The organism is Paenibacillus sp. P32E, assembly GCF_001909085.1.
GTDB lineage: Bacteria > Bacillota > Bacilli > Paenibacillales > Paenibacillaceae > Paenibacillus_AQ > Paenibacillus_AQ helianthi.
In genome coordinates, this window is record NZ_LVYY01000076.1 from 162201 (window position 1) to 186905 (window position 24705).

20 protein-coding genes are annotated in these 24705 nt (G+C 50.3%); 19 read left to right on the forward strand and 1 reads right to left on the reverse strand.

Features of this window, described 5'->3' with window-relative positions; all coding sequences use genetic code 11:
• Positions 1-71 precede the first annotated feature (71 nt).
• The 4 genes from A3848_RS29560 to A3848_RS29575 all read left to right on the forward strand — a co-directional run bounded on the left by A3848_RS29560 (position 72) and on the right by A3848_RS29575 (position 3948).
• Positions 72-932: a DegV family protein gene (locus tag A3848_RS29560; RefSeq protein ID WP_074088606.1), complete on the forward strand. Its 861-nt coding sequence runs from the start codon at positions 72-74 to the stop codon at positions 930-932.
• 13 nt (positions 933-945) lie between these two features.
• The gene (gene recG / locus A3848_RS29565; protein WP_074088607.1) at positions 946-2997 is read left to right on the forward strand and encodes an ATP-dependent DNA helicase RecG; all 2052 of its coding nucleotides are present in this window, start codon (positions 946-948) and stop codon (positions 2995-2997) included.
• A gap of 72 nt (positions 2998-3069) precedes the next feature.
• The gene (locus A3848_RS29570; RefSeq protein WP_074088608.1) at positions 3070-3357 is read left to right on the forward strand and encodes a stage VI sporulation protein F; all 288 of its coding nucleotides are present in this window, start codon (positions 3070-3072) and stop codon (positions 3355-3357) included.
• A gap of 177 nt (positions 3358-3534) precedes the next feature.
• On the forward strand, positions 3535-3948 hold the full coding sequence (locus tag A3848_RS29575) for a DUF2500 domain-containing protein (protein WP_256702593.1): 414 nt from the start codon (positions 3535-3537) through the stop codon (positions 3946-3948).
• A 101-nt stretch (positions 3949-4049) separates the two neighbouring features.
• Here the strand turns inward: A3848_RS29575 and A3848_RS29580 are convergent, their stop codons facing one another.
• Positions 4050-4979 (reverse strand): C40 family peptidase, encoded by a 930-nt coding sequence (locus A3848_RS29580; RefSeq protein WP_074088609.1) that lies wholly within the window; start codon positions 4977-4979, stop codon positions 4050-4052.
• A gap of 325 nt (positions 4980-5304) precedes the next feature.
• On the opposite strand from A3848_RS29580, the gene A3848_RS29585 reads away from it, so the two are divergent.
• From A3848_RS29585 to A3848_RS29655, 15 genes are all read left to right on the forward strand, one after another.
• Positions 5305-6345, forward strand: coding sequence for an ABC transporter substrate-binding protein (locus A3848_RS29585; protein ID WP_074088610.1), 1041 nt, complete (start codon positions 5305-5307; stop codon positions 6343-6345).
• Positions 6346-6415: 70 nt separating this feature from the next.
• Positions 6416-7342 (forward strand): ABC transporter permease, encoded by a 927-nt coding sequence (locus tag A3848_RS29590; RefSeq protein WP_074088611.1) that lies wholly within the window; start codon positions 6416-6418, stop codon positions 7340-7342.
• Positions 7329-8123, forward strand: coding sequence for an ABC transporter ATP-binding protein (locus A3848_RS29595; protein WP_074088612.1), 795 nt, complete (start codon positions 7329-7331; stop codon positions 8121-8123). The genes A3848_RS29590 and A3848_RS29595 overlap by 14 nt, the downstream gene beginning before the upstream one ends.
• A 163-nt stretch (positions 8124-8286) precedes the next feature.
• Complete coding sequence (locus tag A3848_RS29600) at positions 8287-10083, forward strand: sensor histidine kinase (protein WP_074088613.1); 1797 nt, start codon at positions 8287-8289, stop codon at positions 10081-10083.
• Positions 10058-11617 (forward strand): response regulator, encoded by a 1560-nt coding sequence (locus A3848_RS29605; RefSeq protein WP_074088614.1) that lies wholly within the window; start codon positions 10058-10060, stop codon positions 11615-11617. The genes A3848_RS29600 and A3848_RS29605 overlap by 26 nt, the downstream gene beginning before the upstream one ends.
• A 148-nt stretch (positions 11618-11765) precedes the next feature.
• On the forward strand, positions 11766-13091 hold the full coding sequence (locus A3848_RS29610; protein ID WP_074088615.1) for an ABC transporter substrate-binding protein: 1326 nt from the start codon (positions 11766-11768) through the stop codon (positions 13089-13091).
• Positions 13092-13198: 107 nt separating this feature from the next.
• Positions 13199-14095 (forward strand): carbohydrate ABC transporter permease, encoded by an 897-nt coding sequence (locus A3848_RS29615; protein WP_074088690.1) that lies wholly within the window; start codon positions 13199-13201, stop codon positions 14093-14095.
• Positions 14096-14098: 3 nt separating this feature from the next.
• Positions 14099-14938: a carbohydrate ABC transporter permease gene (locus tag A3848_RS29620; protein WP_074088616.1), complete on the forward strand. Its 840-nt coding sequence runs from the start codon at positions 14099-14101 to the stop codon at positions 14936-14938.
• A gap of 142 nt (positions 14939-15080) precedes the next feature.
• Positions 15081-15872, forward strand: a complete 792-nt coding sequence (locus A3848_RS29625) for an SDR family oxidoreductase (protein WP_074088617.1) — start codon at positions 15081-15083, stop codon at positions 15870-15872.
• 258 nt (positions 15873-16130) lie between these two features.
• Positions 16131-16853 carry an MgtC/SapB family protein gene (locus A3848_RS29630; protein WP_074088691.1) on the forward strand — a complete coding sequence of 241 codons (723 nt, stop codon included), beginning with the start codon at positions 16131-16133 and terminating at the stop codon, positions 16851-16853.
• A gap of 83 nt (positions 16854-16936) precedes the next feature.
• On the forward strand, positions 16937-17926 hold the full coding sequence (locus A3848_RS29635) for an aldose 1-epimerase (RefSeq protein ID WP_074088618.1): 990 nt from the start codon (positions 16937-16939) through the stop codon (positions 17924-17926).
• 249 nt (positions 17927-18175) lie between these two features.
• Positions 18176-19981: an LTA synthase family protein gene (locus A3848_RS29640; protein ID WP_074088619.1), complete on the forward strand. Its 1806-nt coding sequence runs from the start codon at positions 18176-18178 to the stop codon at positions 19979-19981.
• Between the two features lie 204 nt (positions 19982-20185).
• On the forward strand, positions 20186-21199 hold the full coding sequence (locus A3848_RS29645; protein WP_074088620.1) for a substrate-binding domain-containing protein: 1014 nt from the start codon (positions 20186-20188) through the stop codon (positions 21197-21199).
• Positions 21200-21223: 24 nt separating this feature from the next.
• A complete protein-coding gene (locus A3848_RS29650; RefSeq protein ID WP_074088621.1) occupies positions 21224-23086 on the forward strand; it encodes a cache domain-containing sensor histidine kinase in 1863 nt (620 codons plus the stop codon).
• A gap of 27 nt (positions 23087-23113) precedes the next feature.
• Positions 23114-24352: a response regulator transcription factor gene (locus A3848_RS29655; protein WP_074088622.1), complete on the forward strand. Its 1239-nt coding sequence runs from the start codon at positions 23114-23116 to the stop codon at positions 24350-24352.
• Positions 24353-24705: the final 353 nt, after the last annotated feature.

The following is a 24705-nucleotide window of genomic DNA, read 5'->3' on the forward strand; positions in this document are numbered from 1 at the left end:
AGAATCAGCTGTAGCGTCCTTAACCAAGGCTGCCGTTATGTCTGCCAAATCATAGTTTGGGGAGGAAATCCATGAATCGTACCGTAATTGTCACCGACAGCACTTCCGATATCCCGCCGTCCATGGCGGAAGCGTATGGGATTGAGGTTGTTCCTTTGACCCTGATGTTCGGCGGGGAGGCATTCCGGGATAATGTGGATATGACGCCGGAGCAATTCTACGAACGCCTTCCCCGTTCATCGCAGCTTCCGACCACTTCTCAACCATCGCCGGTTGAGTATATGAACGTGTACCGGGGGATTCAGGAACGTGTACCGGGTGGCCGGATTCTATCGTTTCATATTTCCTCCGGTCTTAGCGGTACGTATCAATCGGCTGTTCTGGCTAAATCCATGCTGGAAGAAGAAGGAGAATCCATTACTGTAGTCGATTCTCTCTCCGCTTCCTATGGATTCGGATTTATGGTGGTTGAGGCAGCGAGACTGGCTGCACAGGGCCATAGCCCGGAAGATATTCTGACAAGAGTGGAGAATCTCCGCCAATCCCGCAAGCTGTATTTTCTGGTCGATACACTGGAATATCTGCAAAAGGGCGGCAGAATCGGCAAAGCCTCCGCATTTCTGGGGACACTGCTTAACATCAAGCCGATCTTGTCCATTGATGCGGAAGGAATTATCTATGCAGTCGAGAAGGTAAGAGGCCGTAAGAAGGCTGTAGCCCGCATGATCGAGCTGTTCAAAAAGGATCTGCCGGGTGTGGACAAAATCAACGTGGCCGTGGGTCATACGGCTGAACCGGCTTCCGGCGAAGAGTTCCTTAAGGAATTGGCCGGACACTTCACCCTGGAAGAGAAAGTGCTGACCAATGTGGGTCCTGTGGTAGGGAGCCATGTCGGCAACGGTACCTTAGCCGTTTTCATTTGGCCCGCGTAAATAGGGGATGAATATGGGACTATCTTTGGATTCAATCGAAGTGAAACAAATAAATGGCGTGAGCGCTCAAAAGCAAAATGAGCTTCACGCCTTTGGCGTCTTTACGGTGAAGGATTTGCTGGAGTATTATCCATTCCGCTATGATGATTTCCGCCCCCGCTCTCTGAGTGAGATCAAACACGGCGACAAGGCTACTCTGGTCGCTAAGGTTATTGGCATCCCTGTCCTGCAGCGTTTTGGGGGCAAATCCCGTCTGAGCTGCAAAATGGTTGCTGAGCCTTGGATGTTTACAGCTACTTGGTTCAACCAGCATTATGTGCGTGAGCAGCTGACAGTGGGGCGTGAAATCGTAATTACCGGTAAATGGGACCAGAAGCGAAATGCGATTACTGTAACCGATTATGAATTTACTGACCGGGGAGAAGGCAAAATAGGCACCCTGCAGCCGGTCTATTCCGTGGGGGGCAAGATTACGCAGTCTTGGATACGCAAGATGATTCATCAGGGATTGCAGCAGTATGGGGAGCTTATTCCAGAAATTCTCCCGCATACGATCATACGGAAATATGATTTCATGTCCCGTAAACGGGCAATCGCCACCATCCATCAGCCAGAGGATACACGTGAAGGCCAGCAAGGGCGGCGGCGGATGGTATATGAAGAACTGTTTCTGTTCCAGCTTAAGGTTCAGGCCTTCAGGGTGCTAAACCGCGGCAGAATGGATGGAGTGGTGCATACGGTGGACAACGCCACAGTCCGGCAGTTTGTCCGCAGTCTGCCGTTTGAGCTGACGGATGCACAGAAGCATGTGGAGCTGGAAATCCTCCAGGACATGCGTTCGAAGTCTTGTATGAACCGGCTTTTACAGGGAGATGTGGGCTCCGGCAAAACCGTTCTTGCGGCAATCGCCCTGTATGCCACCGTGAAATCCGGATATCAGGGGGCACTGATGGTCCCTACTGAGATTCTCGCGGAGCAGCATATGCGCTCACTCACCAAGATGTTTGAGCCATTTGGGATAACGGTGGGGCTTCTGACAGGAAGTGTGAGCGGACGTAAACGGAAGGATCTGCTGGCCTCGCTGCAAATGGGTATGCTCGATATTGTGGTAGGCACCCATGCCTTGATACAGGAAGATGTTTTCTTCCGCGGGCTGGGGATGGTGGTTACGGATGAGCAGCACCGTTTTGGCGTCAACCAGCGCAGTATTCTGCGCCGCAAAGGCTACAATCCGGATGTGTTGACGATGACGGCAACGCCCATTCCTCGTACGCTTGCGATTACTGTCTTCGGCGATATGGATGTGTCCACACTTTCTGAGCGTCCTAAAGGACGTGTACCGATCACGACCTATTGGGTGAAACCTGATCTGATGGAGCGGGTATTGAAGCTGGTCAGCCGTGAGATCGATCAGGGCAGGCAGGCTTATCTGATCTGTCCATTGATTGAGGAATCGGAAAAGCTGGACGTGCAGAACGCGATTGATCTGCATATTCAAATGTCGCAGTCGTTTCCAAATTATAAGGTCGGTCTGCTGCACGGCCGGATGACACCTGGTGAAAAGGACGAAGTCATGCGGGCCTTCTATAGTAATGAGGTTCAGCTGCTGGTCTCCACAACGGTTGTAGAGGTCGGTGTCGATGTGCCCAATGCCACACTAATGATCATTATGGACGCAGACCGCTTTGGACTGTCTCAGCTGCATCAGTTGCGCGGCCGGGTGGGGCGGGGCCAGCATGCATCCTTCTGCGTGCTTGTAGCGGATCCGAAATCTGAAATCGGACGTGAGCGTATGACGGCGATGACGGATACAGATGATGGTTTTGAGGTGTCACGAAGAGATCTGGAGCTGCGCGGTCCGGGTGACTTCTTTGGAACCAAGCAGAGCGGGCTGCCAGAGTTCAGACTGGCTGACATGACCGCCGACTTTGAGGTGCTGGAGCAAGCCAGGGATGATGCTGCCGGATTGCTGAAGGAAACGGATTTCTGGACCTCGACCGACTATGCGGCACTGCGTAGCTACTTGCAGAATGAGCAGATTTTTCAAGGGGACTTAATAGATTAATTTAATTAGGCACATGTGTCACCTTACTCTCATATACTGTGAATGATTGGAATATGACAGGAGGTGCTGCGCGTGGGCTATCAGCAATTTGGAATCAGTCCCCAGCTGGTGGATCGCATCAAGCTGAAGATGAAAAATCCGGCTGTTAAAGAACGAATTAAGAATATGATCAACGGAGTTTCCAAGCAAGAGCTTCAGGATACTGCGGTGGTGCGCAGACTGGTGCGAAATGCTTCGGCAGTAATGGGGGAGAAGTTGACTTCAACCCAGGAAGATCAAATTGTAAAATTTGTAATTGCCCAGAAGATCGACCCCAATAATACGTTTCATCTGATCCGGCTATGGGGGATGTTCCGGTAGAACCTCTCATTTTGGAACAACAGTATGAATCATCAGGTATTACCTTAAAACGCGTTCACGCTGTATTTAGCGGTAACGCGTTTTTGCTTGAAATCTGGCTTAGTAGACAGGAAATAATGAAACCAGACTAGCTATACTGCGTAAATCGTAGTAAAACAGACCTTTTAAAATAAATTTGTGAAGGAAGCGATTTATTTGGGCGGATGGAGCAGTTTTAGCGCTTTCGGTGATTTTCAGCAGCGCAGCGGATTTCAGAGTTTTATTCACGAAATGCCTTTGTTTATGAAGATTATGTTTTTATTGGTCATAGGATTTTTTGTCTTTGTTATCTTCAAATCACTGAAGGCTTGGTCAACTAACAACGCAAGTCCGCTGCTCTCCGTACAAGCCGCAGCAGTCACGAAACGTACTGAGGTATGGGGAGGCTCGGGTGATTCCAGCGCAAACACCAGTTATTATGTCACTTTTCAATTTCAAGATGGCAACCGTGTGGAGCTGATGGTTCCTGATCGTGAATTCGGGTTGATTGTGGAGGGGGATAAGGGCCAGCTTAGCTATCAGGGAACCCGGTTCAAGGGTTTTGTCCGTTAGACCTGTGACTCAGTCGGCATAAAAAAGGCAAGGGATCTTGGGCCTCGGCTGTCCGAAGGCCTGATCTCCTTGCATCTTGTTGGGTACCCAGCTGCTGCCGGTTAGAGAACTCTCTGCATATGAAGCATGACATGGCTCCAATAGCCGCTGTCCAGATCACTGATCTGGACCCCCGGATCACCCCAGGTATGAATAAATTTGCCGTCTCCGATGTAGATACCGACATGTCCCGGAACCGCATCACTCGCAAAGCGTCCGGGGACTGTGAAGAAAATCAGGTCTCCAACCTCAAGCTCGCTGCGGCTTACCCGTCTGCCCAGATTGTCTTGGTCCTTAGCTAAACGGGGAAGGTCGACTCCGAATTTCTTGAAGACATGACGGGTGAATGAAGAGCAGTCGAACCGCTTGGTTTCCTCGTAAGGCCCTGCGCCGAATTCATACGGGACACCCAGGAACTTTTTGGCATAGGCAACAAGCTCTCTGCTGTCTGTTGCGGACAGGCTTTGAATACGCAATGGTTTTGCTTCCTCGGTATTACTGGTTCCTGCAGTGTCCACCTTATCAGAGGGGGGAGCCACGTTAATCTCGCCGGTACGTGGATTCCACCCTACTTCGGTCTGCAGCAGCTTGGATAGTGAAGTAGGTGTGATATAAATTTGACCGTTTCGGCGTACCGGAGCATCCGGCAACTTTATCTTTTGTCCCAAGGAGAATACTTGCGTAGAATCTGGATGCAGCATGTACATAACATCGGTATAGCCGATTTTGGCATAACCCCCGCTGGAGGTATCATCCTTCATCCGATAACCGATCGAAGAGGCCGCTGGTTTCAGAGGAATCCAGTATTTACCGTGGCTGTCGGTGAATGAAGCTTTTTCATAGTAACTGCCTGAAAGTGATCCTGCAGGTGTTACAGTATTGACCTTTGGTTTCTGATCGCTTGTGCTATAGCTGCAAGCAGTATTAGCTATAATGGCTATAGACAGCAAAGCTGCTGCAGCAATCGATTTTGCGGGTCTGTTTGTTGTCATCATGTCACGCTCCATGTTCAAACTGTAATTTAAGTTTGTGCAGGGAGCGTTTTTTTATGTAGGGAGGATAAAGGGAATCAATGTCAAGATCAAACAGAGAAGCCGAACCTTATTTAACCACGGAGTAATATTGTAAAAAATGGTCATGTCATAAGTGATTGACGGAAAATGAACCTTTATATAAGATAAGCTTATTATATTTACGTTTTAGATGCGGGTTTCGCGGCAGCTTATGCTTTAATGCTTTTAAAGATAAAAGCACTACTGCTGAGTCGCTACCATTGAGGCACGCGCTGAATCCGTAAAAAGAAGAGGGGTATATAGGATGAAAACAAAAAAATTATGGCTCGGCCTAAGTCTATGTGCAATGCTGGCGGTTACTGCCTGCGGGACTAACAATAATAAAGGTGCGGATTCAGGAGGTACGAATTCAGGAAAAGCAGATTCCAAAACTTACAAAATAGCGATCTCCCAGTATGTCGAGCATCCTTCTCTGGATGCTACCCGGGAAGGATTCCTGGCCGCACTGAAGGATGCCGGAATCGTAGAGGGCAAGAATCTGAAGGTTGACCTGGAGAACGCCCAGGCAGACTCGTCCAATAACCTGTCTATCGCCCAGAAGATTGCGGCAGACAAGAATGATCTCGTGCTTGGGATCGCTACTCCTTCTGCGCAGGCTGTAGTTCAGGCAGAAGGCAAGGATACACCCATCCTGTTCGCAGCGGTTACCGACCCGCTAGACGCGAAGATTGTCAAGGATCTGGATCATCCCGGGGGGAATGTATCGGGGGCATCAGACACCAACCCTGAGGCAATCACACGACTGATGACTTTTATTGCCGAACAGTTCCCGAATGTCAAAAAGCTGGGCCTTATTATTAATGAAGGGGAACCTAATGCTGTGGTTATGGCTAACATTGCCAAGACCGAGCTGAACAAGCATGGCATCGAGCTGGTTAAAGCGGCAATTACCAACACCTCTGAAGTGAAACAGGCGGCAGAATCGCTTGTTGGCCGTGTGGATGCCTTGTACATCACACTGGACAACTCGGTAGTAAGCGCTGTGGACACGATCATTCAGACTGCTAATGACAACAAAATTCCATTTTTCTCCGCTGACCGCGATACGGTGGAGAAGGGGGCTTTTGCAACCGTGGGCTTCAAATATTATGACCATGGCTACCAGGTAGGACAAATGGCTGTGGAAGTGCTGAAGAATGGTAAGAATCCGGGAGACATGAAGGTAACGATGCAAGAGAAGCTGGACCTTATTCTGAACCTGAAAGCTGCAGCAGCACAGGGGATAGAAGTTACGGATGCTATGAAGGCTAAAGTCTCGGATCCGGATACTAATATTATTCAATAAATGGTAGATATATCAATGGGGGGACTCCAGCACAGGACCACCCCTTGCCGTTTGAGGGAGGAAGTCAGCGATGTTTGATTCAATCATTGGAGCCGTGGAAATGGGCTTGTTATATGCTTTTATGGCTCTAGGTGTATATATTACATTCCGTATTCTTGATTTTCCGGATTTGACTGTGGATGGCAGCTTCACTACGGGGGGAGCCATTGCCGCAGTAATGATTACGCACGGCTACTCGCCATGGCTGGCCACCATATGTGCTCTTGGCGGCGGTATGGCAGCAGGGATGTGTACCGGACTTCTGCATACGAAGGGGAAGATCAACGGACTCTTGTCCGGAATATTAATGATGATCGCACTGTATTCCATTAATTTGCGGATTCTGGATAAACCTAACGTTTCGATCATGGGTGAGGATTCTTTATTTACCTCCATTAATCCGCTTCTGGTCATGCCCATTGTGATGATTGCGGTAAAAATCCTGATGGATCTGTTTCTGCATACCGATCTGGGTCTTGCTCTCCGTGCTACTGGCGACAACTCCCGAATGATTCGAAGCTTCGGGGTGAATACGGATAGCACCACTATCCTTGGCATCAGCCTGGCTAATGGAATGGTGGCGCTCTCGGGTGCGCTGATAGCCCAATACTCTGCATTTGCTGATTCTACTATGGGTATAGGAATGATCGTCATTGGACTTGCTTCGGTTATTATCGGCGAGGCTATCTTTGGAGCAGGAAATGTATTCCGGGCAACCCTTGCTGTAATTCTGGGTTCTATCGTCTATCGTATTGTTGTAGCGCTGGCGCTTCGGGTTCCCTGGCTGAAGGCTTCGGATCTTAAGTTGATCACTGCGATCATTGTCATTATTGCACTGGTGTTCCCTTCGGTTCAACGTTTCATGAAGCAGAAGAGAATCGCGCGCAGACGCAGTGCTGAACTTGTGCATGAGGCGCTGGGCAACAAGAATGGGGGTGCAGCCGATGCTAAAGCTTAATAGGGTATCCAAGCTGTTCAATCCGGGCACCCCGGATGAAAAAATAGCGCTGCTCGGTATTGATCTTGAGCTCCGCAGTGGTGACTTTGTGACTGTGATCGGCAGCAACGGTGCAGGCAAGTCCACACTCATGAATGTCATCTCCGGTGTGATGAAACCCGATCTTGGGGAAGTACGCATTGAGGGGAGCTCGATCAGCGCACTGCCAGAGTTCCAGCGGGCCCGCTGGATTGGCCGGGTATTTCAGGACCCTATGGCCGGTACGGCACCGCATATGACGATCGAAGAGAATCTGGCGATTGCCTACAAAAGAGGCCAGGGCCGCAGAATGTCCTTCGGAGTCTCGGCTGCACGGCGGACCCTGTTTCGTGAACAACTGAGCCGGCTTGGCATTGGCCTGGAGAACCGGCTGAGAGCCAAGGTAGGACTGCTCTCCGGCGGAGAGCGGCAGGCACTTAGCCTGCTCATGGCGACCTTCACACATCCGCAGATTCTGCTTCTGGACGAGCATACGGCTGCACTAGACCCTGCACGAGCCGAATTAATCACTGGGCTGACCAAGTCTATTGTCCGCGAGCTGAACCTGACAACACTTATGGTTACCCATAACATGGAGCAGGCTATTCGTCTCGGCAATCGGCTGATCATGATGGACAAGGGCAGCATCATCCTTGATATTGATGAGGACCGCAAGCAGGATCTGACCGTAGAGCGGCTTCTCGGTGAATTTGAGGCCATCAGCGGACATAAGCTGGCGGATGACCGGATGATGTTAGGATAGACGCGACGCGCTGAGTATGCAATGAGTAAACCGAAACTTGGAATTCAGTCAAATGTGACTGGATTTCCAAGTTTTTTTGGTTTATATTTCCATGGGAGGAACTTTCGATTAATATATAATGAAGTATAGGTTTTACATCTAAAGAGAAAGCAGAGTGAGACGCATGATGTTTTACAAAAATAAGAGCGCTTTCAAAAACTCGGGAATCTTTAGCAAGATGATCATGCTGATTTCGTTTTTACTGTTGCTGTCGTTTTTGTTCTCTCTGATCTTCCTGCAGTATGTGTATCGTATCTATGACCATCAAATTTATGAAAAAGCCTCTGAGGTGCTGGGCATGTCTTCAATCAGCATCGAAAACGAACTGAAAGAGCTGGAGCAGCTGTCTTTCACTGTCGTTTCGGATGAACAGATCCAGAATTGCCTGCGGCAATTATTGGACAATCCTTCCCCGTATCAAAGACAACTGCTCCACAACAAAATCATCAACCGGCTTGTGGCCTTTGCAGGTGCGGAGAAATATGTGTATTCGATGATGATGTTGGATGCGAACGATGGTGTGATGACGGCGGGCAACCGGGAAGGGCTGTCACAAGCTCTGCAGGACCAGCTCAAACCGCTCGCCATCGAAGGTGCAGGCAGTAATGTATGGTATACCCAGGGAAGTAAAAATTCACTTTTGGCAGTTAGGCAAATCAAATCGTACACAGGTTCCACCTTTACGCTAGACAATTTGGGGACACTTGTCATCCGTATCCGCGTCGAACGGATTATTGCTGACAGCACCAGCACAGCGGAGGATGGAAGCCAGCTCATTGTAATGGATAAGGGTACCGGAGAGTCCATATACCCTGGAGATCCGCTCCTGCTGCCGCAGGAACTGGCTGAGGAGGTGCGGCGTCAGGAATCCTACAGGACCGTCAGCTATAGCAAGGGCACTTATTTTGTAGCCAAAACGAACTCGTCGTATATGGACTGGACCTACGTTAATGCTACGCCGTTCAATGAAATGTTCAGGCAGATCACCTTTGTCAAAAGATTGGTTGTAGTCATCTTCGGCTGTATCCTGCTGCTGGGGCTGTTGCTGGGTTACCGGCTGGCACGAAGCATTGCCCGGCCCATCTCGAAGCTGACCGAAAAGATGAGGCGGATCGAGAAGGGCGACCTGGACAATCTGGAGGAGCAGGCGTTAGGTTATGTCTCGCAGACTGCGCAGGATGAAGTAAGCCAATTGAACCGCACCTTCAAAATGATGATCCGCCGGATCCGGGAGCTCATCGATGAGAATTATGCCAAGCAGCTTGTGATTAGAGAGACAGAGTTGAAAGCGCTTCAATCCCAGATTAACCCGCATTTTTTGTACAATACGCTGGAATCGATCAATTGGCTGGCGAAGGTCAACAAGCAGAAGCAAATATCTGAAATGGTTGAGGCGCTGGGCTTTCTGCTGCGGAGCTCGATCGGACTGAAAGACCCGCTGATATCCCTGGAAAAGGAGCTGAACATCGTCCGCAGCTATGTTATTATCCAGCGCACACGATTTGAGGAGCGTCTGGATTTCCGGCTGGATGTGCCTGATGATCTGCTGGATGCGCTGATTCCGAAGCTGACACTGCAGCCGCTGGTAGAGAATGCGATCCGGTATGCGCTGGAGCCGAATATTGAGCCGTGCCTTATTTCGATCTCAATCTCTATGACCGACAGCGGGCTGGATCTTAGGGTCAGTGACAACGGTCCGGGAATGACAGCGGAATTCATCCGCGAGCTGCAGCAGGGCAGAATTCAGACTCGTGGCGAGGGGATCGGGCTGGCAAACATCACAGAGCGTATTCAGATTGTTTTTGGACAGGAATGGGGAACGGAAATAGAGAGTACACCTGGAGCCGGCACGACGATTCATGTACACATTCCGTATTGGAGAGGAGAAATCAGACATGTACAGATTGCTGCTGGTGGATGATGAACGCTTGATTCTGGAAGGGATCTCCCAAGTGGTGGATTGGGGGATGGCAGGTACCGAGCTGGTGGGGACGGCACGCAACGGCATTGAGGCACTGGAACAAATCGGGAAGCTGGAACCGGACATTGTAATCACTGATATTTCTATGCCGGGCCTGGATGGGCTTGGGCTTGTGGACCGCTGCAGCGTACAGTATCCCGGTATAAAATTTGTAATGCTGACCGGGTATAAGGATTTTGATTATGCCTGCAGCGCCATGCAGCATGGAGTGAGGCATTACCTGCTGAAACCCTGCAATGAGAAGCAGATTCATGAGGCGTTGACCGAGCTTGTGCAGGAGCTGAATGAGGAGAGCCGCCGCGAGCAATTCGTCACCGAGATGAAGCATCGCCTCACCAAGGTGCTGCCGCATGTCAAAGCACAGTTTCTAAAGGAATGGATTTCCAATAAAACGTACGGGAGTCACGACCTGGATTATTATCAGGAGCTGTTCGGCATTGAGCTGGGCGGCAAAGGTGTCCGGCTCATCCTGTTCAGGCTGGAGGAGTCTGTTGAGTATGAGCATTTGTTCGCCCTGCAAAATATTGCCCAGGATATGCTAAGTGAGGTGCTTCTCTGTACGACAATTGGCTCCCAGTTGCTGATCCTGCTGGAACAGCCGGAAGAAGCGGACCCTCAGCATGATCTGCTGGAACGGATTGCTAGCGTGAAGGAGATCTTTTTTAACTTTTACAAAATCCATGTAACGATCGCTGTCAGTGACAAGGGACGGATGAGTGAGTCGCGTTGTCTGTACCGGCAGACGCTGCAGTGTATGAATCACCGGTTTTATCTCGAAGAAGGCAGTCTGATCACCGGAAGTGATATTCCCTCTGATGAGCTTAGCGGCCATGGCGAAATAGATCTGCAAGAGGAGCAGATTTGCCTGCTGATCAAAGCCGGGGACCAACATGCTGTTGTGAACGAGCTGGGCCGCTTATTCGGCGTGCTTGCAGACCAGCGTTTGGAGATGAATGTGACACGTTCCTATGTGCTGCAGCTGTACTCGGCGATGATCCGGTTATGCATTCCCGACGAGCGGAGCCGGTTTACTTCCGGGCTGGCAGAGCTGGCGGAGCTCGGGACACTAGGGAGTCTAAAAGCTTTTGTCATGAATGCGGCAGAACGGCTTACCGCCATGTATGACCGTCATTTTGTGACCCGACAATCTGCGATTGTAGATAAAATGCTCCATATCATCGAGGCCGATTATCAGAACTCGGAGCTGTCGCTCGGCTCGGTGGCTGCTGAGATGCTCTATATGAATCCCGACTACCTCGGGAAAATATTCAAAAAAGTAACCGGTGAGAAGTTCTCCAACTATGTCACCAGCTACCGGATTGGCAAAGCCTCCGAGCATATTATCCGCAGCGGCGATGTGAAGGTATTTGAGCTGGCAGAGCTGTACGGATTTGGCGGCAATGCCCAATATTTCAGCCAGGTGTTCAAGAAGGTGACCGGGAAGACGCCGACGGATTTTATGAAGCCCCAGTAAGGAATAGAACACTTGAACCTGATTATTGAACAAAGATGACGGTTTTTTGTATTCAAGAAAGTGGCGGAATTTGAGAAAATTTAGTCATGGAAGCGTTACCAGTCCAACTGGACTTCCTACTCACTTTACGAAAAGGGGAGATATCCAATTGAAAAAGAGATTCGCATTATTGGCTGTTCCGATGCTGCTGTCCATGCTGGCCGGATGCGGCGGCAACAATAACAACACTCAGGATTCCGCTGCGGCCGACGCAGCAACCAACCAACCGGCGAAGGCAACGGCTGCCAGTTCTTCAGAACCTGTAACGCTGCGGATTGCCTGGTGGGGCAGCGATACGCGCCATTCGTATACCCAGCAGGTCATTGATATGTATGAAGCCCAGAATCCGAATGTGAAGATCGAACCGGAATACGCATCTTTTGATGATTACTGGAAAAAACTTGCTCCCCAAGCTGCAGCTAACCGCCTCCCTGATATTGTACAAATGGACGTGTCCTACATTAATCAATACGGCTCTAACGGCCAGTTGGAGGATTTGACGCCCTACCTGAACAAGACGATCCAGGTGGGTGATGTGAATGAAAATGTACTCTCTACCGGAGTTATTGATAGCAAACAATACGGTATTCCACTGGGAGTTAACGTGCTTGGATTCCAATACGACCCTGCATTACTGAAGAAAGCCGGTGTAGACGCGATTCCTGAGAACTGGACCTGGGATCAGTACAAGGAGATTGCCATGAAAGCCAAAGACGCCGGACTTTTCATGGATTCCTCCATGGCTGCGGATATTTTCTTCAACTACTATCTGCGCACAAAGGGCCTGTCACTCTACAACACAGACGGCTCCGCACTGGGCTACGATGATGATGCACTGTTCAGAGACTTTTTCGGGATGACTTCCGATCTCATTGCCAAAGGTGCAGTGCCGTCACAAGACAAACTGAGCCAGAACAAAGGCGTTATCGAAGAATCGGACATCGTTAAAGGAACCGGAATCGGCATGTGGCAGTGGTCGAACCAGTATGTGGCCCTGCAAATCGCAGTGAACCGTCCAATGGAGCTGGCCCAAATGCCGGGTCCGGATATGGAAAAAGGCCTGTATATGCAGCCAAGCATGTACTGGTCAGTTACAGCGAACTCCAAGTCCAAGGAGGAAGCAGCCAAGTTTATCGATTTCTGGACCAACAATGCTGAGGCAAACAAGCTGATCAAGGGTGAACGCGGCGTACCGATTTCGAGCAAAATTAAGGAATCCCTCGCTACGGAATTAACAGATTCCGGTAAACAGGTGTTCAAGTTTGTAGCAGATATGGAGCCTAAAACTTCACCAATGAGTCCTCCTGTGGGTTCGCCTGAAGTGGTTGCCTTGCTGACCGACCTTGCGGAGCAAATGAACTTTGGCCAGATCAAACCGGATGCTGCTGCAGCACAGTTCCGCAAAGAAGCCAGCGAGATTCTGGCGAACCGCTAAAACGGTAGATACCATACTGTGAATTCTAACTAGATAGGAGTTGGAGAACGTTGGGCTTAAGCAATCCCCTTACCTCAAGTCCGCGGGCCTATAGAACGAAGAAACCGCTGGGCCACCGGTTGCGCAAGAATTTGACGGGTTATGCCTTTATCAGTCCATTCATCATCGGGTTCCTGTGCTTTACACTGGTGCCGATGGCTATATCCCTGTATCTGTCTTTTACCAAGTATAATCTCTTCGCCCCGCCGCGCTGGATCGGATTTGACAATTATACTAAAATGTTCACCGGCGATCCCAAATACCTGCATTCCCTTAAGGTTACGCTGCTGTATGTGTTCGTTGGTGTACCGCTCCGGCTGGGCTTCGCCTTGTTCGTAGCGATGATTCTGAATACCAAGTCCCGGATGGTGGGCGCTTACCGCACGGTGTATTATCTGCCTTCCATCATTGGAGGCAGTGTGGCAGTCTCCATCATGTGGCGCAATATTTTTAGTGACACCGGAATTATCAACGGTATGCTTGGCTTCTTCGGCCTGGGACCTGTCAGCTGGTTCGGCAATCCCAATGCCGCACTATTCATGCTGATTACGCTGTCTGTCTGGCAGTTCGGCTCGTCAATGCTGATCTTCCTGGCGGGGCTGAAGAATATCTCAGGGGAGATGTATGAAGCAGCAAGTGTGGACGGGGCGAGCTTTTTCCGCAAATTCTTCAAAATTACCCTGCCGCTGCTCAGCTCCGTCATCTTGTTCAACATGGTTATGCAGACTATCAGTGCATTCATGACCTTTGTACCTGCTTATATCATCTCCAAAGGCGAGGGCGGCCCAATGGACGGTACGATGCTCTACTCCCTGTATTTGTTCCGCCAGGCCTTCATGTTCAACAACATGGGGTATGCCTCGGCAATGGCTTGGGTGATGCTGCTGCTGGTAGGTATTATGACAGGCATTCTGTTCAAAACATCCAAATCATGGGTCTTCTATGAATCGGGAGGGGGAAAGTGAGCCATGGTGAAAAATAAAATCAAATGGCCAATCTACCACATTCTGATCGGCGGACTCGCTATTATCATGCTGTACCCGATTCTGTGGATGGTCCTGAGCTCCTTTAAGGAAAGCCGTCTGGTATTTGTTACCGCACAGACCCTGCTGCCGCATCCCTGGGAATGGGGCAATTACGCCAAAGGCTGGGAAGGCGTAGCCGGTTACTCCTTTGGAGTGTTCATCAAGAACTCTTTTGTGATTGTTATCGTCGCCACAATTGGTGCCGTATTCTCTTCGTCACTAGTAGCGTTCGGCTTCGCCCGCAACAAATTTGCCGGACATGGCCTTTGGTTCGGGATCATGATGATGACCCTGATGCTGCCGGCTGACGTCGTGCTGGTTCCGCAATATATTATTTATACCAAGCTGAATTGGCTGGACAGCATCCGGCCGATCGTGATTCCACAGTTCTTCGGGGTTCCATTCTTCATCTTCCTGATGCTGCAGTTCATCCGCACAATTCCCGCAGAGCTGGATGAAGCAGCGACAATTGACGGCTGCGGCAAGTTCAGACTTTATTACAAAATCATCCTGCCGCTGATCCGACCATCGATGGCAACAGCAGCGATCTTCTCCTTCTACTGGCGCTGGGAGGATCTGCTGGGGCCTGTGCTCTACCTGAATTCACCTTCCAAGTACACAGTGTCCATGGGCCTCAAAATGTTCCTGGACAGTGAGTCCGTATCCAACTGGGGCCCGATGTTCGCCATGTCCGTACTGAGTCTCACACCGGTTATGCTGATCTTCTTCATTTTCCAGAAGCAGATTGTGGATGGCATCAGCACAAGTGGTCTCAAGGGCTAAGCATGTGATGGGGAAAGGGTGTGCTGAAGTGAAATGCAACGGGCAGCCCAGCCTTTTGCCGATTCACTCCCGGGTATGCGAGGTATAAGTTAGGGAAACAACTTAACTAGAACGCGTAATTACTTAGGGAGGGACATCAGGTATGGCAGAACAAAAGCTTCAAGGCAAGGTAGCCATTGTCAGCGGGGGCGGATCTGGCATCGGGCGGGCATCCGTGCTGGAGTTTGCCCGGAACGGGGCGAAAATTGTGATGCTTGACCGTACGGTCGAGCATGCCGAAAAGGTGCGCCGGCAGGTGGAGGGGGAAGGCGGAGAAGCCGTAGTCATTGAATGTGACATTGCTGAACCTCAGCAGGTGGAAGAGGCGGTGAAGCAGGCTGCAGCTAAATGGGGCAGACTCGATATTGTCTTCGCCAACGCCGGTATTAATGGAGCGATGACACCGATTGAAACCATGGACATCGCATCTTGGGACCAGACTATGAACATCAACCTTCGGGGTACCTTTGCCACTGTCAAATATGCGGTTCCTTACTTGAAAAAGAATGGCGGCAGCATATTGATCAACAGTTCCATTAACGGCAACCGTGTCTTTTCAAATATCGGCTTCTCAGCTTACAGTACTACCAAGGCGGGTCAAGTGGCTTTTATGAAGATGGCTGCGCTGGAGCTCGCCCAGTACAAAATACGTGTCAATGCGATATGCCCGGGTGCAATCACTACGAATATTGACGACAACACGTATCCATCCGAGGACCTGAAGGAAGTGCAGATCGCTGTGGAATTCCCGGACGGCGGTGAGCCGCTGGAAAAAGGGCCAGGGCGTCCGGATCAGGTGGCTAAACTGGCGCTGTTTCTGGCTTCAGATGATTCCGATCACATTACCGGTACAGAAATCTTTTGTGATGGTGCCGAATCACTGCTGCACGGGTAACCTCTTCTAACCGATAATAAGCAAGCATACCTTTAATGAAGCAGTTGTCTGGAGAAACGGTTCTGTCTTCTGCACTTGTACAGCCCTGCAGGCTGTAAGTATAGCAGAGTACAGCGATACCGTTTCTTCGTGTTTTATTGACGGGTCGCATAGGCGGCTATTCAGTAAAATATTTGGACGCCTGTATTAAAGATGGCGCAGGCGTTGCTGCTTAGGTATACTATTTTTATCGTCTTAGAAGAGAGGGCACTTATGAATATGGATCTTAATCTGCACATGGAATCGATTATCAAACTGCTTGTGGCCATGCTGTTCGGGCTGTTCATCGGGATTGACCGGCAATTAAAACAGAAACCGCTGGGGATCCGGACCAGTATGGTCATCAGTATCGCAAGCTGTCTGGTGACACTCGTCTCCATTCATGCTTACGACAAATTTGGCGGAACAGAGCATCCCAACATGGACCCGATGCGTCTTGCGGCGCAGATTGTCAGCGGGATCGGGTTTCTCGGAGCAGGCGTGATTCTCCGCCGGGGCGGAGATGCGATTTCAGGCCTCACCTCTGCAGCGCTGATCTGGACGGCGTCCGGGATCGGAATCGCGGTCGGAGCAGGCTTTTATGTGGAAGCCGGGTATGCAGTCGTACTGCTGATGTTCGCTGTCAATGCTGTACCGCATCTAATCAAGGTTATTGGGCCTGAGGTGCTGAACAAGCACGAAATCTCTGTCAAAATCATCATGGAGCCTAATTATGTGCTGACAGATGTGATCCAGAAAATTGAAGAACGTCATGCGGTCGAATCCCGGAAGACGAAGAAGAACGGCAGGACGATCCGGCGAATGAAAATCAAGGATCTGGATGACGGAAGACAAATGATCGATATGCTCATTTCTGCTCCAGACCGTGAATACTCAACGGAAATCTATTATGACGTGAAGAAAATTGAGCATGTGATGAGCGTGGAAGTGGAACAGTTGTAAAAATGACATATTCCCTCCTGGGCAGATGTGGTAATCTATCTAGGAGAGCGTCATTTTGAGATTATGGAAGGGAGAAACACACAATGACAATTACAGCTTACGAAGGACTATATGAAGGAGAGGCTGCAGTCTGGCTAAAAGCAGGCCGGTATGAGGCAGCCATTCTACCGGGTATTGGCGGCAATCTAATCTGCTTCCGCGATAACGAAAACGGTTACCGTTTCCTCCATGAACCAGGTGCGGATGAGATGGAAGCGTTCAAGGCGAACCCGGGAATTCACGGTATCCCAGTACTGTTTCCGCCGAACCGTTATGAGGACGGGGAGTTTCCGTGGAACGGACAAACCTATCATCTCCCGGTAAATGAAGCAACTACTCACAACCACCTGCACGGGTTCCTGCATACAGCGGCATGGCAGGTAGAAGAATTCGGCAGCGGTGTGAATGAGAGCTTCGTCACGGTATTCATTAAGGTGGATGAGAATCATCCATCCTATCAATACCTCCCGTTCAAATATACGGTCAAACTGCGCTACAGCCTTGGCGAGGCCGGTCTGTCCCAGCAACTCCTGGTGCATAATGATGGTGAGGAGCTTATGCCCTGTCTGCTAGCCTTCCACACCGCGATTAACGCACCTTTTGCACCGGGAAGCACCCCTCACGATTACCGCGTGAAGCTGACCATCGGGAACCGCTGGGAGCTTAGCAACCGCATGCTGCCGACCGGATCATTCCAGGAATTGACCTCGGATGAGATTGCTCTTCGCGACGAGGGCTTGTATCCTTTCTACGCACCAATGGACAATCATTACACCGCAGCCGCACAGAATGGGCGCAACCGTATGGAGCTTACGGACAGCAAGGCTGGAGTCACACTCGTATACGATGTGGGTACTTCCTACAAGCAATGGATGATCTGGAACAATGGTGCAACCGAAGGGTTCTTCTGTCCGGAGCCGCAGATTAATCTGGTTAATGCTCCTAAGGTGGATCTTCCTGCAGATGATATCGGTTTGTTTGGCCTGGAGCCGGGCGAATATTGGGAAGAAACCAGCCGGATTTATGTAAAATAATTAGTACTCAACAACAGCAGAAATGCTGTTGTTGGAACGCCGAAGGCCGGTTTGTTTGCAGGTAGAAAATTATATAGAACCCAAAAATATGGACTTGGGTAAGCCGTCGCGATGCACGAATGTCGTGGCGGCTTTTCCTGCGGAAATTAACAATTAATTTACATAGATTTAATTTTGTGAATATGCTTTAATGCTCCTTTAAGCTAAGAGGCGTATACTGTACGTTTAGTACAGATAGGAGTGAAAATGATGCGTTATGTTCTACCTTCCAAAAAATTGGGTGTTCTGCTGCTTAGCTTACTGCTGGGCGGTTTTGTACTGAACTTTTTTGTTCAAGCGGCTTCGCTGGATATGGATTTCTGGAGTGTGCTCCATTGGATCGGGAAGTCCTATTGGCTGTATGTAGGCGGAAGCTTGTTCTTTTTCTTTGTCCTGTTGGCTTTTTCGTTGATATTACCCAATCTATATATAGGCCCGGTAGTTGGATCACTCTTGATTCTTCTGCTGGGCATCGCCAATTACAAGAAGCAAGGGACGACAGGGGAGCCTCTGTTCCCTTGGGATCTGATGCTGATGAAGAACGCCGGAGAAATGAGTAAGATCACGAAAGGCATGATTTCACCTTTTGCGGCAGGGCTTGCACTTCTGGTGATCGCTGCAGGGGTGTGGCTGCTGTTTAAGCTTCCCAAGATCAAAGTTCAGTTGCCGCTGCGTTTGCTGCTCACTGCGGTGTCAGCGGGTATGGTTGCCGGCTTTATAGTGATGGTTAGCGGGCAAACTACGTTTGCTTCCTCGCTGAATTACCAGAATATTTTCTGGAACCAGAAGGTGAATTACTCCCAAAATGGCTTTGTGTTCGCATTCACAGGAAATCTCCGGCAGAATCTGCTGGAGGAACCGGAAGGCTATAGCCGCGGGACGATAGAAGCCATTGCTGCAAAATACGGCTCCTTGCCGGATACGACCGCTGCGCAAACTGTTGTGGAGCAGCCGAACATCATGTTCATGATGGATGAAGCGTTTTTTGATCCCACCCGGTTGCCAAGTCTTAAGTTAAGCGAAGATCCGCTGCCATTCATTCATCAGGAGGAGCGCGTGACCCCGGCAGGATATCTGCTCTCTCCTGAGTTCGGCGGCAATACAGCGAATGTGGAATTTGAAGCGCTGACGGGGATGTCGATGTATTTTCTGGGGGACGGGTCGATTCCTTACCAGCAGCGTATAGTCAAAATGTCCTCGTTGCCCTCCATCGTCAGCATCCTGAAGGACAGAGGTTATCAGACACTGGCATTGCATCCGTTTGATGAGACATTTTACAACCGGAACCGGGTGTACCCTGTACTCGGGTTTGACCGCTTTACGAGTGAGAAGGATTTACCGCTTGCAGAGCGGATAACTCCGGACGGCTATATTTCTGACAAAGCAGCTGTGCAGGAGGCTATCCGTGAACTGAAGGCTGCAGATGCTCCAACCTTTTTGCATATGGTGACCATGCAGAATCACTTTCCATTTACCAAAGGTCTGAACGGTCCGAATACCATTACTGTGCAAGGTGCTAAGGCTTCCTGGAAAGATGAGCTGGAAACGTATGTTCAGGATACCCGGCTGACCGATGAGGCATTATCTTATTTGCAGCAGGAGCTGAAGACGATTGAACGGCCGACCATTGCTGTGTTCTGGGGGGATCATCTTCCGGCGCTGTCGGCTGGAATCTATACGGATGCGGGCTGGGATCAGGAACCGCGGCTGAAGCATGAAACCAAGCTGATGATCCTTGCCAATTTTGATATCGGCCAGAAGCCTCTGGGAACGCTGAGCCCTGCCTACCTTGGACCCACTGTGTTCAACTTGTCAGGACAATCGTTGCCGCCGTTCTATAAAATGCTGGAACAGGTACAGTCACAGCTAACCGGTCTAAGCAAAAGCGTGCTGATCGGCGCTTCGGACGGGATAACCACCGTGACATCTGTGCAACAGTCGTTACTGGACGACTATCGTATGGTGGAGTATGATCTGTTGGAAGGAAAAGGGTATGCAGAGGATTTGATGTTCTGAATAGAAGAAATGTTCCAGGGAAATAATGCTCTTAAAGACGAGAACTCCGCTGTTATCGCGGGGTTCTTTTGTGTATTCTGTTGTCTGGGAAAGGGGATTTCTGGTACATCAATTGACGGAATCAGCATGTTGGACTTAACATATGAGGGTGGAAGCGACTAAACCGCAATTGGTGTTATTTTAAATATTGAAAGGGGTTACATTTTGAAAAAGCTGGGGCTTGTCTATGTGCTTCTGATTGGCCTTTTCCTGATTTATGTGCTGAATTACAAGCTGCAGCCTGGCCCGGAGGACCCGTGGGAAACCGCCGGCCTGCGCGGTAATATCGAAGATAAGTACGTAATGGTTACGTTCCAGATTGGCATCGATTACTGGAAAAGTGTATTGAAAGGCTTTGAGGATGCGGCAGAGGAGCTGAATGTTTCCGTAGAATATCATGGCTCAACCCAGCATAATGCCAGTGAGCAGATGACAGTGCTGGAGCAGACGATTGCCAAAAAGCCAGCGGGAATTGCCATATCGGCGGTGAATTCTAAACTTCTGACGGCTACGATTAACAAAGCGGTGGAGAGCGGAATTCCGGTGGTGCTGTTTGACTCGGGGGCACCTAACAGCAAAGCGTATTCTTTTCTCGGAACGGATAATTACAACGCCGGCGTTGAAGCTGCCCGCAAAATGGCTGAGCTTACCGGGGGGGAAGGCGAAGTGGCGGTTATTACAACACCTGATCAGCACAATCACCAGGAACGAACCGATGGATTCAGCCGCACGATCCGCAGTGAGTTTCCGGAGATGAAACTGGTTTCGGTCAAGGACGGCCATGGTGATCAGATAGCTTCAAGGCAAGCGGCTGAGCAGCTGTTGCTTCAGTATCCGAAGCTTAAGGGAATATTCGCCACGGAGTCGAACGGCGGAATTGGCGTGGCCGAAGCCGTGCAGGCGCAGCAGGGAGATCATTCCACTTTGCAAATTATCAGCTTCGATACGGATAAACTGACGCTCGATCTTGTAAAAGAAGGCAGGATTGCCGCGACCATGGCGCAAGGAACCTGGAACATGGGTTATTGGTCGCTGACAGAGCTGTTCCATTTACACAGTGATTTGCAGGAAAATCCGAATGCTTACGAGGGAAGCAAACCGAGGCCCGTGCCGGATAAGGTGGATACCGGGATTGATGTGGTGACCCGGGCCAATGTGGAGAATTACTATGCCAAGTAATCAGCCGCAGGGGAGGAGCTGCCGATGCTTAAGCGTGGCCTGAATATGGAAAAGCTAAAGCTGAACAACCTCCCAATCCGCTATAAGCTGATCATTCATTTTCTCCTGATCAGCATTCTTCCCTCCATCGGACTGGGGCTGCTTATCGGCTGGACGGTCGACCGGATTGTGGAGGAGCGAAGCAATGAGAATACGATGCAGCTCATCGGGAAGGTCAATTCCTCACTGGAAAATGAGGTGGAAGATCTCCAGAAGATCACCTACCTGATTTCTTTTGACCCCGGTGTGCAGGCCTTTCTGAACGGTTCAATGAACGATCCGGCGCAAGCTATGAGATGGGCTGAAGGCCGGGAGCCCGCGGAATATAACATCCGCAAGTTTCTTCAGGGTTTTACCACCCTTAGTTCCGAGATTGCTGGTATTATGCTGGTTAATCGAGAAGGCGAATTTATCAGCAATGAGATGTACACCCGTCCGGGCACAGCTGTGAAGAGCGAGGCCTGGTACAAAGAAGCGGAAAACAATAAAGGGATTTTCAAAATCATCGGACATCCTTATGGCCGTGCTGTAAGGTCGCATGTTGACTATAAGGAGAGCGAGGTGGTGTCTGCTGTAAGAGCCATCGTTGACCCCGAGACACAGGTGGTTCAGGGAGTAGTACTAATTGATCTGAAGCTGAGGGTTATCGCCGAAACGGCCAGAGATGTCACGCTGGGCAAAACGGGTTATCTTACTATCGTCGACAGCAGCGGGGAGATGATCTATGCGCCACAACATCCTTTTATGAAAAATATCCCGAAAGGGTTACTCACCGAAACCTCGGGCATTACCTCAGAGACCGCGGCTGGCCGCCATTTGCAGCTCATTTACCGGACCTCATCCTTTACGGGGTGGACAACGGTGGGTGTGTTCCCGATGGAGGAATCGGCGTTTGGGGTACGGGAGATTACGTTTAATGTGGTCACCTTTGTTTTTATTGTCTGTATGCTTGGGATGACGGCCTCATTCTATCTGGCGCATTCCATTTCTCGTCCAATCGGACAACTGGCCTCCTTTATGAGCAAGGCGCAGTCCGGTGATCTGACGATCCGATATTGGGGCAACCGATCCGACGAAATTGGGCTGCTGGGCCGCAGCTTCAACTCCATGCTGGCGCAGATTTCCCGGCTGCTCTCGCTTACTGAGCTGCAGGCTCGGCAGAAGCGGGAAGCGGAGCTGCGCAGCCTGCAGGCGCATATCAAGCCGCATTTTCTCTATAACACATTGGATACAATCCACTGGATGGCCCGCAACAAAGGGGCGGACGATATAGCCGAAGTGGTTCAATCCTTATCCAAGCTGTTCCGGCTGGGTCTCAGCAAAGGCAGTGATCTGGTTCCACTGTCCGACGAGCTGGAGCATATGGTGAGCTATCTGAAGATTCAACAGGTGCGTTACAGCAGCAAGCTGGCTTACCGCATTGAAGTGGAACCGCAGCTTGATGAGCTGTACGTGCTTAAGCTGCTTCTGCAGCCTATTGTGGAGAACGCGATCTATCACGGCATCAAGGAGCGGCGCGGTCCCGGCCATATTTCCATAGAGGTGGCACAGCAAGCAGGTGAGCTGTACCTGACGGTCCGCGATGATGGGGCAGGGATGACACCGGAGCGGCTTGCCATGCTGCAGAAGCGTCTTGCGGCTGTTGGCAGCAATGCCGGAGATACGGGGGACATCGAGCAGCCGCTGCCGGACAGTGCGGGCAGCGGCTATGGCATTCTGAATGTGCAGGCCCGAATCCGGCTCACTTATGGAGAACCGTATGGGCTGCAAATTGAAAGTGAACGCGGGGTGGGAACGGTAGTGACTGTGCGTCATCCGGTTGTCCATGACAGCTATCCTGTGGATTGAATTTGAAGGAGAAGGAGCTGCATCGCAATGGATACCTGGAAAGTTATGATTGCCGATGATGAAGCGATCATCCGTGAAGGGATTAGAAAATGTGTGGATTGGGAAGGCCTCGGACTGCAGGTCGTTGCGGAAGCGGAAGACGGTGAAGAAGCCTTGGATTTGGCCGTCCAGCATAAAGTGCATATTGCATTAGTAGATTTGAATATGCCGATCATGCATGGCATTGAACTGATGAAGCAGCTTCGGGAGCAGCTACCTGAATGTAAAATCATCGTTATAACCGGCCATGATGAATTTTCCTACGCCCAGGAATCAATCCGTCTGCAGGTGCATGACTATATTCTTAAGCCTGCCGAGCCCAGGCAATTGATGCAGGTGCTTCGCGGGGTCAGGGATCTGCTGGTCTCGGAGAAGCAAAAGAACCAGCATCTCCAGCAGGCCTCCCGGCAGATCATTAAGAATTTCCCGCTGCTGAGAGAACGCTTCTGCCAGGAATGGCTGGAGGGGAATCTGAGCCAGGGTGAGATCCGGGAGCAGCTGCACTTCTTGCAGCTGCCACAAGAGCGTCCAGAAATAGTAGCCATTATCCGCTGGAGATGGGAAGCGCAGAATTCCGGACTACAGGAGAAAGAACGGCAGCTGTTTCTTTTTGCAATAGAGAACATTGTTTCAGAGCTGCTTCAGAACTCTATAAAGGTGATCTTCCGGGATGCTGCAGGTCAGATCATTCTTCTGCTGTGGGATGCGGCAGGAGAAGCGGTGCTGGCCGGGGTTGAAGCCGTAGTGCGAAGCCTTCTCAAGATTGCCGTTGAGGTTGGCATCGAGCCTGTTGAGGGAGATCCCACAGGTCTGACAGCCGCCTACCGCAAATGCAGAGTGAGCCTCTCCAAAGAACAGCCTTTGTCGCCCCTGGTCCGCAGAGCCAGGCAGTACATGCTGGAGCACTTTAGCGAATACGGGCTTACTCTGGAATTCATAGCCGGCAGCCTTCAAGCCTCACCGGTCTATCTCAGCCGGCTGTTCAAGCAGGAGCTGGGTGAATCCTTCGGAACGTATCTGACCCAAATCCGTATCCGTAAAGCGGCGCAGATGCTGCACTCAACAGAACTAAGCATAGGCGAAGTGGCGGAACGCACGGGTTACGAAACCCAGCATTATTTCAGCACCGCCTTTAAGAAGCATACAGGTGTATCCCCTCTGCAGTTCCGCAAAGGTGTGCTGCCCGGAGATGGAGAGCGTGCAGGCCGCGAAGGAGAGCAAGACTAAACTCATATACTGTAAAAAGGAACCACATGCGGCTAATCCCGCATGTGGTTTATTTATTCTCATTTCATTTAAGATGAACGAAAGACCTACCAAAGGTCAGAAGTGGCGGAGGTGAAGTTTGGAGCTGGAGGAGCGGTAGCGTCCGCCTTTATGTTTGGATTTCACCCGTAGACAACGGTTTAAATCAGGAAATCCAAACATAACAGCGGCCGGAAGCCCAAACATTCACCGCAGTCACGACCAAGGCCGATTAAATAAATCAAAAGTTCAACATAAATATCACTTTTGAAAACGCTGACAAAAGTTCTGATTTTATAAAAACAGTAGCCTGAGTGTAAATACGGACCCCTGTT